12 protein-coding genes are annotated in these 12,717 nt (G+C 66.1%); 5 read left to right on the plus strand and 7 right to left on the minus strand.

Translation table 11 applies throughout. The annotated features are described in order from the left end of the window. Positions 1-22: 22 nt before the first annotated feature. Positions 23-910, plus strand: coding sequence for a helix-turn-helix transcriptional regulator (locus BJ987_RS26425; RefSeq protein ID WP_209895226.1), 888 nt, complete (start codon positions 23-25; stop codon positions 908-910). An 86-nt stretch (positions 911-996) separates the two neighbouring features. On the opposite strand, the gene BJ987_RS26430 is transcribed toward BJ987_RS26425, so the two are convergent. Further along, positions 997-1,446 (minus strand): MarR family winged helix-turn-helix transcriptional regulator, encoded by a 450-nt coding sequence (locus BJ987_RS26430; protein WP_209895228.1) that lies wholly within the window; start codon positions 1,444-1,446, stop codon positions 997-999. A gap of 119 nt (positions 1,447-1,565) precedes the next feature. Here BJ987_RS26430 and BJ987_RS26435 point away from each other — a divergent pair, with 119 nt between their 5' ends. Further along, complete coding sequence (locus BJ987_RS26435) at positions 1,566-2,036, plus strand: PPOX class F420-dependent oxidoreductase (protein ID WP_209895230.1); 471 nt, start codon at positions 1,566-1,568, stop codon at positions 2,034-2,036. A gap of 90 nt (positions 2,037-2,126) precedes the next feature. On the opposite strand, the gene BJ987_RS26440 is transcribed toward BJ987_RS26435, so the two are convergent. Next, complete coding sequence (locus BJ987_RS26440) at positions 2,127-3,086, minus strand: LysR family transcriptional regulator (RefSeq protein WP_307869766.1); 960 nt, start codon at positions 3,084-3,086, stop codon at positions 2,127-2,129. 139 nt (positions 3,087-3,225) lie between these two features. On the opposite strand from BJ987_RS26440, the gene dnaE reads away from it, so the two are divergent. The 3 genes from dnaE (at position 3,226) to BJ987_RS26455 (ending at position 8,697) form a co-directional block, all read left to right on the plus strand. Next, positions 3,226-6,777, plus strand: coding sequence for a DNA polymerase III subunit alpha (gene dnaE, locus BJ987_RS26445; protein WP_209895232.1), 3,552 nt, complete (start codon positions 3,226-3,228; stop codon positions 6,775-6,777). A gap of 35 nt (positions 6,778-6,812) precedes the next feature. Further along, complete coding sequence (locus BJ987_RS26450) at positions 6,813-7,316, plus strand: DinB family protein (RefSeq protein WP_372446891.1); 504 nt, start codon at positions 6,813-6,815, stop codon at positions 7,314-7,316. Positions 7,317-7,473: 157 nt separating this feature from the next. After that, positions 7,474-8,697 carry a lipase family protein gene (locus tag BJ987_RS26455; protein ID WP_209895236.1) on the plus strand — a complete coding sequence of 408 codons (1,224 nt, stop codon included), beginning with the start codon at positions 7,474-7,476 and terminating at the stop codon, positions 8,695-8,697. Positions 8,698-8,806: 109 nt separating this feature from the next. Here the strand turns inward: BJ987_RS26455 and BJ987_RS26460 are convergent, their stop codons facing one another. From BJ987_RS26460 to BJ987_RS26480, 5 genes are read right to left on the minus strand one after another with little or no spacing between them, the layout of a single operon-like run. Next, on the minus strand, positions 8,807-9,874 hold the full coding sequence (locus tag BJ987_RS26460; RefSeq protein WP_209895238.1) for an NAD-dependent epimerase/dehydratase family protein: 1,068 nt from the start codon (positions 9,872-9,874) through the stop codon (positions 8,807-8,809). Continuing rightward, a complete protein-coding gene (locus tag BJ987_RS26465) occupies positions 9,871-10,494 on the minus strand; it encodes a hypothetical protein (RefSeq protein WP_209895241.1) in 624 nt (207 codons plus the stop codon). Before BJ987_RS26465 ends, BJ987_RS26460 begins: the two co-directional genes overlap by 4 nt. Before the next feature lie 31 nt (positions 10,495-10,525). Then, the gene (locus BJ987_RS26470) at positions 10,526-10,996 is read right to left on the minus strand and encodes a DUF1360 domain-containing protein (RefSeq protein WP_209895242.1); all 471 of its coding nucleotides are present in this window, start codon (positions 10,994-10,996) and stop codon (positions 10,526-10,528) included. Further along, entirely contained in the window at positions 10,993-12,162 is a 1,170-nt protein-coding gene (locus BJ987_RS26475; RefSeq protein WP_209895244.1) for a zinc-dependent alcohol dehydrogenase, read from the minus strand. The genes BJ987_RS26470 and BJ987_RS26475 overlap by 4 nt, the downstream gene beginning before the upstream one ends. Positions 12,163-12,179: 17 nt before the next feature. Further along, complete coding sequence (locus BJ987_RS26480; RefSeq protein WP_209895247.1) at positions 12,180-12,695, minus strand: SRPBCC family protein; 516 nt, start codon at positions 12,693-12,695, stop codon at positions 12,180-12,182. Between the last annotated feature and the right edge of the window lie 22 nt (positions 12,696-12,717).

A 12,717-nucleotide genomic window follows, 5' to 3' on the forward strand; every position in this document is an offset into this window, starting at 1 on the left:
CCGGGCCCCGGATACTGAAGAGATGAACGGACCCGGCCCACTCGGCGACTTTCTCCGAGCTCGACGCGCGCGGCTCGAGCCGGAGGACGTCGGCTTGCGCGAAACCGGCACGCGCAGGCGAGTCCGAGGCCTGCGCCGCGAAGAATTAGCCCAGCTGGCCGGGGTCAGCGTCTCGTACTACACACGGCTGGAACAAGGTACGTCCCGCGGGGCGTCGGCCGAGGTACTCGATGCGGTCGCCCGCGCGCTACGACTCGACGACCACGAGCGCGAACACCTCGACCGACTGGCCGACGCCGCCCGCCACCACCCACGGGTGCGTCGTCCCCGCCCCGAGAAGCTCGTCGACGAGACTCGCGACCTGCTCCGCGCCGTCGACGGTGTCCCGGCACTGGTGCTCGGCCGGCGCACGGACGTGCTGGCATGGAACGCACTCGGCCACGCCCTGCTGGCTGGGCACCTGGACTTCCGCGGCCCGGACGACCCGGCGCGGCGGCCGAATATGAGCCGGATGCTATTCCTGGACCCGCATTGCCGGGAGCTGTACGCGGACTGGAAAACCAAGGCACGCGCGATAGTCGGCAACCTGCGCATCGCTGTCGGCAAGTACCCGGACGATCCACTGCTCGCGGAACTGATCGGCGAGCTTACGATGAAAAGCCCCGAGTTCGTCACGCTTTGGCGCGACCACCGCGTGGCACCATGCGACGCGGCGTCCTACGAACTGCACCATCCCGTGGTGGGCCCGGTGACGGTGACACAGCAAACCCTCTCGATCGCCCGTGCCCCCGGCCAAGCGCTGATCGTGTGCACGACCTCCGCCGGGTCGCCCGCCCAGGAAGCCCTCGCGCTACTGCGGCAGGTCAACCGTCCCCGAACACCCGAGCCGATGCCGGCGGCAATGGCATAGTCGCTACCCATTGCGCGAATTCCACCCACCGGACAACTCGACCGCGCTCGACGCACATCGCGAAATGCCGCCCCGCTGAACGGGTCTCACGTGGCCGGTGGCATCGCGGAGATGCAGGCGACCAGATCGTCGCGCAGTCGGTGTTGTCGTTCCGCGGACAGCGGAGCGAACATTTGTCGTTCGATGGTGCGTACGGCGACGCTGGCTGCGCGGAGTTTCTTCTGTCCGGCGCTGGTGAGCTGGGTGGGTAGTGCGCGGCCGCGGGGAGGTTGGCCGGGCCGGCTGAGCAGGCCGCGGGTTTCCAGTCCGCGCAGCACGAGGTTCATGGATTGCCGGGTGACGAACGCACCGCGGGCGAGTTCGGAGTTGGATATTCCCGGGTTTCGGCCGAGTAGTTCGAGGCAGGCGTATTGCGCGACAGTCAGTTCCAGTGGGCGCAGTACCGCGTCCATCGCGGAGTGCAGGGCGGCTTGGGCCTGTTTGAGGACGTAACCCACCGACTGCTCCAGTTCACCCACGGTCTCCTCTTGACTCATGTCAGTATCTTGACACAGACTGGGCATGTCAACATACTGACAATCCGGAAGCTCGTGATCTCTCGCGAGAGGGTGTGATCGCCCACTTCGGCTCCACATCACGACATCGAGGAGAAACAGTGGCCGAGTTCCGCGACAGGACAGGCGATGTCGACGACATCAACCGGAGAACGAGCGGCAGCGACACGCGGGCCGCCACGATCCTCGACAGCCACATCGGCATACTCGGCAAGAAAGCCTTCGCCCACCTGGCGTCGTTGGGACCCGGCGGTGCGCCGCAATCACACCCGGTGTGGTTCGACTTCGACCCGGTCAGCGGGCGGCTGCTCATCTCCACCGGCACGGACCGGCAGAAATATCGCAATATCCGGCGCGATCCGCGGGTGTCGGTTTCGATCCTCGATCCCGACGACCCCTATCGCTATCTGGAAATCCGCGGCCACGTCGTGATGATCGAGCCGGACCCCGGGAAAGCATTCCTGGACCGGTTGGCGCGCAAGTACCTGGATCTGGATACCTATCCGTACGAGCAGCGACGCAACGTCGAGCGCGTGATTGTCCACATCCGCCCCGACCACATCATAGCTTGACCACCCGGATGCGTTGGCGGCCAACGGATCACCCATGCATTCGGATTACCCGATGCACAGTAGACCTGCGCATGCGCGCGAGCGTGACGTTCACCGTGTGAACAACGCGCGGTCGGGCTCCGGTATCCACATCGCGCCGACCGCGTCGCGGTTGTAACAACCGCTGATGTAGTCGATCAAAGGGCTGAGCTGTGGATGCGCGGCGGTCGGCTCGCGCCACAGCAGTGCCATGGGGTAGGCGGGCGTGGGGTCGACGATGGGAATGCGGCGGATGTTCGGATGCCACGGAGTCGTGGTTCCCTCGCCGCCGAAGGTGACCAGGGTGGTGGAGTCCGCGACGCGGTCGACCACGTTCGCGAATCCGATCCCGCCGGGGTGTCTTTCGGTAGTGATCGTGATGCCGCAGCTGTCGCTGAGGCGGCTGTAGAAGTCGCTGACTTCGGAGCCGAAGCCGGCGCCGGGTACCCATGCGGTCCATGCCCCGAGTTCGCCGAACTTCACATGGTCGCGGTCTGCCAGCGGATGGCCCTTTCCGACGAGCAGATGCAGGGCGTCGAGATAGGCGGGCACCGCGGTGACGTGCGCCGGCAGTGGACGGGCGCGCCAGTGACCGCGGGCAAAGGCGACATCCACCCGACCGTCGATCACGGCGTCCCGGGAAGTGGTCGACGGTCCCATCATGATGAGTTCGATGTCGGCGTCCGGGTGCTTTTCGAGGTAGAACCGCATCAAGTTCGCGTCGGCGATCTGGGCGCCGTGCACGGCGACGCGCAGGATGCGCGAGTCGCGCACCGCCGCGATCGCGGCATCGGCCGTGGCGAGGGTCGAGCGTGCGTGCGGCAGGAAGCGCGCGCCGTGGGCGGTCAACGCGGCGTTGCCGATTCGGCGTTCGAACAGTGGGACGCCCAGCTGGCTTTCCAGCTTCGCGATCCGTTTCGACACCGCCTGCTGGCTGATACCCAGCACGGCCGCGGCCAGCCCGAACTGGCCCTCCTCGCTGATCGCGACCATCGCGCGCACCGCGGACAGGTCCAGATCCAACCCGAGCACCTGCTTTCACATCCATTGGTTGTCTGCCAACGCGTGTCGATTGTTCGACAGGACCGGAGTCTAGCTGGTCATATACCCCGGAAATCGCCGAGCGCGGAAGCGGCGCTCGACAACCGAAGATGGAGCGGGTGGTCTGATCATGAGTCGTTCGTCCTTCGTGCATCTGCACAATCACACCGAGTACTCCATGCTCGACGGTGCCGCCAAGATTTCTCCGCTGTTCACGGAGGCGAAACGGCTGGGGATGACGGCGGTCGGCATGACCGACCACGGAAACATGTACGGCGCTTCGGAGTTCTACAACTCCGCGAAGAAGCACGGCATCACGCCGATCATCGGTATCGAGGCCTACATCGCGCCGGCGTCGCGGTTCGACACCAAGCGTGTGCTGTGGGGCGATCCGAGCCAGAAGGGCGATGACGTCTCGGGTTCGGGCGCGTACACGCACATGACGATGGTCGCGGAGAACGCGACCGGTTTGCGCAACTTGTTCAAGCTGTCTTCGCTCGCTTCGATCGAGGGTCAGCTCGGTAAGTGGGCGCGTATGGACGAGGAGATCATCGCCCAGTATGCCGAGGGCATCATCGCGACCACGGGGTGTCCGTCGGGTGAGGTGCAGACGCGGTTGCGTCTGGGTCATGATCGCGAGGCGTTGGAGGCGGCGGCGAAGTGGCAGGAGATTTTCGGTAAGGAGAATTTCTTTCTCGAGGTGATGGATCATGGTCTGTCGATCGAGCGGCGGGTGCGGGAGGGGTTGCTGAATATCAGTAAGCAGCTCGATATTCCGCCGTTGGCGACCAATGACTGTCATTACGTCACCAAGGATCAGTCGACCAATCATGAGGCGCTGCTGTGTATTCAGACCGGCAAGACCCTTTCGGATCCGACCCGGTTCAAGTTCGACGGTGACGGCTATTACCTGAAGTCCGCCGAGGAGATGCGGGCGATCTGGGATGCCGAGGTGCCCGGCGCGTGCGACAACACGGTGCTCATCGGCGAACGCGTCCAGTCCTACGACGAGGTGTGGAAACACCGCGACCGGATGCCGCTCTTCCCGGTGCCGGACGGTGAGACCCAAGCGACCTGGCTGCACAAGGAGGTCATGCGCGGTCTCGACCGGCGCTTCCCGGACGGTGCGTCCGAAGACTACGTCCGGCGCGCCGAATACGAGATCGACGTCATCTGTGAGATGGGTTTCCCCGCGTACTTTCTCGTCGTAGGTGACCTCATCGACCACGCACGCGAGGTCGGTATCCGCGTCGGCCCCGGGCGTGGTTCGGCCGCGGGTTCGCTGGTGGCCTACGCGCTCGGCATCACCAATATCGACCCGATCCCGCACGGCCTGCTGTTCGAACGGTTTCTCAACCCCGAGCGTGTTTCGATGCCTGATATCGATATCGACTTCGACGACCGCCGCCGCGGTGAAATGGTCCGCTACGCCACCGAGAAATGGGGCAGCGACCGAGTCGCCCAGGTCATCACCTTCGGCACCATCAAAACCAAAGCCGCGATCAAAGACTCCGCACGCGTACTGTTCGGCCAACCCGGATTCGCCATCGCCGACCAGATCTCCAAAGCACTGCCCCCGCCGATCATGGCCAAAGACATCTCGGTCGCGGGCATCACCGACCCCGACCACGAGCGGTACAAAGAAGCCGCCGAGGTCCGCGAACTCATCGCCGCCAACCCCGATGTCGCCAAGATCTACGAAACCGCCCGCGGCCTGGAAGGGCTGATCCGCAACGCCGGCGTGCACGCCTGCGCGGTCATCATGTCCTCCGAACCGCTCATGGACGCCATCCCACTGTGGAAACGCGCCCAGGACGGCGCCATCATCACCGGCTGGGACTACCCGTCCTGCGAGGCCATCGGCCTGCTCAAAATGGACTTCCTCGGCCTGCGCAACCTCACCGTCATCGGTGACGCCCTGGAAAACATCAAAGCCAACCGCGGCATCGACCTCGATCTCGACGCCCTCGCGTTGGATGACGACGCTACCTACGCGATGCTTGCCCGCGGCGACAATCTCGGCGTCTTCCAACTGGATTCAGCGGGCATGCGCGAGTTGCTGCTCCGTATGGCACCGACCGAGTTCAACGACCTCATTGCCTCGAACGCCCTCTACCGTCCCGGTCCGATGGGGGTCGGCGCGCACTGGGCATACGCGGACCGCAAGAACGGCCGCGAGGCTGTCACGCCGATCCACCCGGAGCTCGACGAACCGCTGCGCGCCATCTTGGGCGAGACATACGCGCTGATCGTCTACCAGGAGCAGATCATGCAGATCGCGCAGCGGGTGGCCGGTTACTCGCTCGGTCAGGCCGACCTGCTCCGTCGGGCCATGGGCAAGAAGAAGCCGGAAGTGCTGGCCGCCGAGTTCGCGAACTTCCGAAAAGGCATGCGCGGCAACGGTTACAGCGAGGACGCGGTCACCGCACTGTGGGAGGCCGTCTTGCCGTTCGCCGGCTACGCGTACAACAAGTCGCACGCCGCCGGCTACAGCCTGGTCATGTACTGGACCGCATACCTCAAGGCGAACTATCCGGCCGAGTACATGGCCGGCCTGCTCACCTCCGTCGGTGACGACAAGGACAAGTCGGCGGTCTATCTGGCAGACTGCCGCAAGCGGGGCATCACCGTGCTGCCACCGGACGTCAACGCCTCCCGCGCCGACTTCGCCTCGGTCGGGGGCGATATCCGCTTCGGTCTGGGCGCGGTGCGCAACGTAGGGGCCACTGTGGTGTCGGCGATCATCACCGCCCGCGCGAAGCAGGGGAAGTTCACCGATTTCTCCGACTACCTGGCCAAGGTCGACGCTCAGGCGTGCTCGAAGAAAGTCACCGAATCCCTCATCAAGGCAGGGGGATTCGATTCGCTGGGCCATCCCCGCAAGGGTTTGCTGCTGGTGCACGCCGAAGCGATAGATGCGGCGATGAGCACCAAGAAGGCCGAGGCGATGGGCCAGTTCGATCTTTTCGGCGGGGACGAATCGATCAGCTCTGTGTTCACCGTCGAGGTGCCCGACGAGGAGTGGGACACCAAGCACAAGCTCGCGCTCGAACGGGAAATGCTGGGGCTGTACGTGTCCGGTCATCCGCTGGAAGGCGTTGCGGCGGCGCTCACCTCGCGCACCGACACCTCGATCGCGGCCGTGCACGCCGGAAAGGTCCGCCATGGCCAGCGGATCACCCTCGGCGGCATCGTCGCGGCGGTCGATCGCCGCGTCAGCAAGAAGGGCGAGCCCTGGGCCATCGTCGAGATCGCCGACCTCGACGCCGCCACCGAGATCCTGGTCTTCTCCTCGACCTACAGTCAGTACCAGCACACGCTCACCGAGGACTCCATCTTGCTCGTCACCGCGACTGTCACCATCCGCGAGGGCCGCACGTCGATCCTCGCGACCGAGATCTCCACACCCGGCCTGGGCGAGAACGGACCATCCTCCGCCCCGATCACCCTCACCCTCCCCGTGCACGCGTGCACCCGTCCCAATGTCGAAGCCCTTCGGGAGGTCTTGCAGCGGCACCCCGGGTCCACCGAAGTGCGCATCGCACTGGTCGGGAACAAGACGACACAGCTGGCGATAGACCCGAGATTCCGGGTGCACAAGACTCCGGCACTGTTCGGAGATCTCAAAGCATTGTTCGGACCCGCTTGCCTGATACCCGTTGCCACTGCGGCGAATACGTAGCTGGGCACCCGCGTCCTTTGCTAGTCTCCCGCTGCGTGGATACCTGTGCGCACTGTGGTTTCGTCTACGACCTGTCCGGTGCGATCGAGGTGGCGGCCCAGACCAGAGACCACGCTGCCGAATTCGCCGACCTGCTGGGCACCGACTCGCCGAAGTTGCGGCAACGAACGGAACCGCAGGTGTGGTCCCCGCTCGAATACGCGTGCCATATGCGCGACGTGCTGTTGGTGCAACGGGAACGTGCCCTGGCGGCCCGCCGGTGGGACACCCCGGAAGCCACCCCGATGGGTCGCGACGAACGTGTCGAGCACGACGGGTACGCGGACCAACAGCCTGCCGATGTCGGCAGGCAGATCAGGGACGCCGCGCAGTTGTTCGCCAATGTGCTCGACCGCCTCGCGGACGAAGACTGGGAGCGCACCCTGATCTACAACTTCCCCGCGCGAGAAGAGCGGTCGCTGCGCTGGCTCGCCGTGCACACTCTGCACGAACTGCGCCACCACCTGATCGACATGCGCACCCAGCTGGCGAGCGGCTAGCCCTCGGGGCGGCCCGCCGTTCCTGAACTCAAATGCTCGCGCACTGTTCGCCGGCGGCGTCGGCGTGTCCTGGTCTGGCAGCTTCCCAACCAGGCAATACTCGGACGGCAAAGTCCGGGCAATCACGCGAGTCTTGGAGGGTTTACGTATCGTGCTCATGTCCGTCGTTCGTCGCTCCTTGTCGGCACCGTTCCTCTCACTAGCTGCGCTGGGTGCGGTCACCGCGCTCGCGCTGGCTTCCGCGACCGCTACTGCTGAGCCGCTCTATCCGACGCCGGACCCCGATCCGTTCTATTCCGCGCCGGCGGACCTCGAGTCCGCGGCACCCGGCGATGTGCTGGCAACCCGTCCGATGCCGCCGCTCCTGTCGTTCCCCGGTGCCCGCGTCACACTGATCAAGTTCCGGTCGACCAACTCCACCGGTGAGCCGATCGCGGCCACGACGACGGTGCTGACCCCGATGAACCACCAGGCCGGGGCGCCCCTGCTGTCCTATCAGCACATCATCAACGGCTTGGGCACCCAATGCGCTGTCTCCCATGTGCTTTACACCACTGACCCGAATCTGTTCGTCAAGGAGGCGCCCGTCCTCAACGCCCTCCTACTGCGCGGCTGGTCCATCGCGCTGCCCGATCATCTCGGCCCGAACGCCGCTTACGGCGCCGCCCGCCTCGGCGGCCTGATCACTCTCGACGGCATTCGCGCCGCGCAACGCGTCTCCGAACTCGGGCTCGACACCAGCCCCGTCGCGATGCTCGGGTACTCCGGTGGCGGGATGGCCACCGGGTGGGCGGCCGCCTTGCAGCGCGAATACGCCCCGGAGCTGCGGATTGTCGGGGCAGCGGAGGGCGGTGTGCCGATGAACCTGGTGAAGATGATCGAAGAGCTGGGGTACCAGCGTCACCCGGTCTTCGGACTGGCGCTCGCCGCGGCGATCGGCCTCGAACGCGAATACCCGCGGCAACTGCCGATCAGTGAGCACATGAGCCCGGCCGGGCTCGCCGTCCGCGCCAGCATCGCCAACGGCTGCACCAACGACATCCTGATGGCCGGCGCCGGCCGCGGCGTCATGGACGTCGCCAAATCCACGTCGCTGATCGAGGATTCGAACGCGCGGCAGGTGGTGGAAGCGAACAGCCTGGAACTCTACGACGGCACCCCGATGGCGCCGGTCTACGAGTGGCACGCTCCGCAGGACGCGCTGATCCCCGTCGATTCCATCGACAACACCGTGGCGCGCTACTGCGCGGCGGGTCTGCCCGTGCTGTCGGAGCTGTTCCCCAGCCCCGACCACCTCAGCACCGCGGTACTCGGCGCACCGGCCGCGATCAACTGGATCGATGCCCGCTTCCGCGGCGAACCGGCGCCCAGCAACTGCTGAGAACCCGCACAGTGATCTGAAGAGGCCCCGCACCGTGTATATCCAGTGCGGGGCCTCTTGACGTAATCGCCTGGGGCCGAGCGAGTTCGGCGTTGCGCAGGAACCGTTTTCATTCGGATTCGGCAGCGGCCTGGCTCTGGTGCGTCGGAGATCCGACGCGAAACGGCGCTCGCGGCGGAGCGAGCACCGGACTGTCGCCATGCTGACGCATACGTAACCCGGTGGCCAGTTCGGCGGCCACGGCAATGGCGTCGTGCTTCGGTGACCAGCCGAGTTCCCGGCGGGCCCGGCCTGTTTCGATCAGGCACGCCTGGTCGGCCAGGTCGAGCCAGCCGTGGTGCAACGGTTGCAAGCCCAGCCGCCAGCTTGCCCATGCGGCGGCGGTCAACAGGGGCCGCGGCACGGGCAGCCGGAATCCGCCGAAGATGGTGGCGAGCATGGGCGCCGAAAGGACCGGTTCCGCGGCGAGATCGAAAGCCCCCGTCGCTTTTTCGCGAATGATCAGCCGGATCGCGGCAGCCACATCTTCGGCGTGCACCAGCTGTAACCGGAAATCCCGCCACAGCGGCACCGGCAGAAGGCGATGACCGATGACCGCACGCGGCAGCCAGCGGCTCAGGAGCCAGTCGGCGAGCTCGGCAGCAGCGGCACCCTGCGTGACGGCACAGGGACGGATCCGGGCGAGGCGTATCGCGGGATGCGCGCGGGCGAACGCATCGAGTTGCTGCTCGAGGACGACCTTTCCGCTGCTGTAGGCGCTGGTCGCGATGCCGGACCGCGGCCACTGCTCGTCGACTCGTCGCCACCGTGCGGTGGGTGTGTAGGCCGCCACCGACGAGGCGCATATCAGATGCGCTACCCCGCTGGCCGCGGCAGCGTGCAGCACCTGGGCCGTGCCGAGGCGATTCGTCCGGTCCGGGGGCGGATCTCCGGTTCGCGGGTGGATCGCCCACGCCAGATGGACGACCACGTCGGCCCCGGTGCACGCGCTGGTCAGCACCGGGAGGGCCGACGGGTCACCGATGTCGCACTGAATCCAGCGGACTCCGGTGTAGGGCTCGCGGTCCGCCGCGGGTGGGCGACGGGCGATTCCCACCACCTCCCACCCCTCCGCGCGCACCGTATTCAACAGTGCCGTACCGACATTGCCGCTCGCCCCCGTGATCACCACCTTCACGGATAGCCGACCGCGCGGCCCGTGACCAGACCGGTGTCCCAGGCCCGTTCGATGAGTTCGGCAACGTCGATGCGGCTCAACTCGCGCACCCGCGGGCTGGTCACCAAGGTGTTGACGTAGTCGACCACCTGATCGGCGACCAGGTAGTCCAAACGCGCGAAGGGCTCGGCGAGGCGAGCGATCACGTTCTGCGCGTGCACCTTCGTGGACACATCCGCCCGGGTGATCAGCCGATGCCGAATCACCAGCGCACACGGCGCGTCGGGCACGAGCGTGACCCGCGTCCGCACACAGGCCGCGGCGAGGTACTGGGCGGAGATCCCACCCAGGCCCGCCTGAATCCGTAATGTGAGCGGCACCAGCACCGCCATCTCGCAGCAGTCCGTTTCCGACGGCAGGACCTGCACGCGCTCGGTCCGGCCGGCGGCGATCACGGAGCAGAACCCACCCGGGCCGACCGCGATCGGGCCGGTTTCCAGGTGGTCGCCGACGATCTCCCCGACCACCTCGGCGATGCGTTCCGGTGGAGTCGCGGCCCGCAACAGGTTGTCGGCGAATGCGATGCGCGAATGCGCCGGCGAGACGGGCCGATCCTCGGCCACCGTGAACTGGTCGTACATGAACACCTCCGTTGCGGGCCGAACCCTCGAACTAACCTTCGGCCAGCTGTTGTGCTTTCGCGTACGCGAGGTGCAGGAAGTCGGCGCCGGCCAGGGCCGCCATCCCGTCGGCCACCAGGCGGGTCGCCCGGGGCGCGAAGACGTGCCCGACGGTGAGAGCGGTGACCGCCCAGACGTCGAAACAGAAAGGGCAGCTGAGTAATTCGCCGAAGCTGTGCTGGATGCCGGCCGCACTCTTCGGCCGCTCTATGACTTCGCCGGGACCACCGGCGCCGGTCTCCTCGGTGAACGGGGCTCGCACGGGTCTGGTGACAGCGGCTTTGGTCACCGTGCGGGAAAGTTTGTGGGCGGCTGCCGCGGTGGTGATCAACTCCCGCACCGTCATGTCTCGCGGGAGGTGCCGATCGGTCAGCCTGCCCCAGAGTGCGACGGCGACGACGACAATCGCGTAGAGCGTCATCGTCGCCGCGTAACCGCCCAGGCGGCGCTGGTTCTCGTTCATGGGCGGAATACCGCCCGGATGCAACCTTCCCGCTTGTTCTTGAAAATGTCGTAGCCGCGCACCGCGTCTTCCAGCGGCAGGTCATGGGTGATGAGATACGACGGGTCGAGGTCGCCCTGCTGGATGTAGTCGAACATCCGCGGCACGTATCGCTGACCGTGCTGCTGGGAGGACCGGATCGTCAAACCCTTGTTGGTCACCACACCCATCGGGAACTTGTCGGTCAACCCGTAGATGCCCAGTACCGACACCACTCCGCCTTTGCGGCAGGCGATGATCGCCTCGCGTAGCGGCGTCGCGCGGTCGGTCTCCAATCGCAGCAATTGCTTCGCGCGGTCATAGATCTGCTGTATTCCGGTGCCGTGCGCTTCCATGCCGACCGCCTCGATGCAGGCGTCCGGCCCGCGGCCGCCGGTCATTTCGCGCAGCGCCTCGGGCACGCTGTCGACCGCGGTGTAATCGATGGTCTCGGCGCCGAACTGCTTGCGCGCCAGCGCCAGTCGTTCCGGGAAGCGATCGATGACGATGACCTGACCCGCCCCGAGCAGGCGGGCGGTGTGCCCGGCCATGAGTCCCACGCCACCGCTGCCCCATACGGCGACCGTGTCACCGGGCGCGATGTCGCAGAAGTCCGCGCCCATCAGGCCGGTCGGCACGGCGTCGGAGAGGAACAGGGCCTGCTCGTCGCTGATGCCTTCGGGAATGGCGAAGCAGTTGACGTCACCGAACGGCACGCGCACATACTGCGCGTGCGATCCCTGATAGCCGCCGAACGGGTGGGTGTACCCGTAGATCCCGCCGGTCGGGTATCCGAAGACCGGCTGTTGCAGTTCGGCATTCGGGTTCGTGGTGTCACACGCCGACCACAATTCATGCTGACAGAACCAGCAGGACCCGCAGCCGATGAACGACGGAACCACCACGCGGTCACCGACTTTGCGCGTGGTGACCTCGCGGCCCACTTCGACGATCTCGCCCATGAACTCGTGCCCGAAGACGTCGCCCGCACGCATACCGGGCAGATAGCCGTCGATGAAGTGCAGGTCGGAGCCACAGGTGGTGGTCAGCCCGACCCGCACGATGACGTCGTGCGGATTGAGCAGTGACGGGTCGTCCACGGTTTCCACCGCCAGGTCGTTGACACCGTTCCAACAGAGTGCACGCATGTGTCGTCTCTCCTAGGTCAGTGCGCGGCCGCACGCGCGCTCGGATTGTGGGCAAGAGTGGGCACCTCGCCGGTTTGCAGCAGTGCGCGGGCCCGGTAGAGCGCCTTGAAAGTCGCGGCGCCGGTGAGCAAATCGGGTACCGGCGACTTCACCCGCAGGGTCACCTCGGTACCGAGCTCGCGCGGCGCGTCCCGGAACGTCACCCGGATTTCCGCCGGCTCGGCTGGATCACCGTTACCGGCGGCCCGCACGAAACGCAGACCGTCCGGCTCCGTCTCCAGAGTGGTGTCCCAGGTGATCGGTTCCTCGTCCGCGCGGTGCAGAACCCATTCGTAACGCATGGGTTCGGTCGAACGGACCTCGGCGAGTTCCCCGAGCACCTGCGACAACTTCTCCGGATCCCGCCAGAATTGTTCAACCTCGGCCCGCGGGCGGCTGATGGTGACGGTTTGCGCGCCCCCGCCGCTGCCGGAGTCGATGACCTTGCCCACCAGATCCGTCAGCTGTTCCTTGGCTTTATCGATGTAACTCATGGAATTCCCTTCCAGGTCCGTC

It is taken from the genome of Nocardia goodfellowii, from assembly GCF_017875645.1.
Classification (GTDB): Bacteria; Actinomycetota; Actinomycetes; order Mycobacteriales; family Mycobacteriaceae; genus Nocardia; species Nocardia goodfellowii.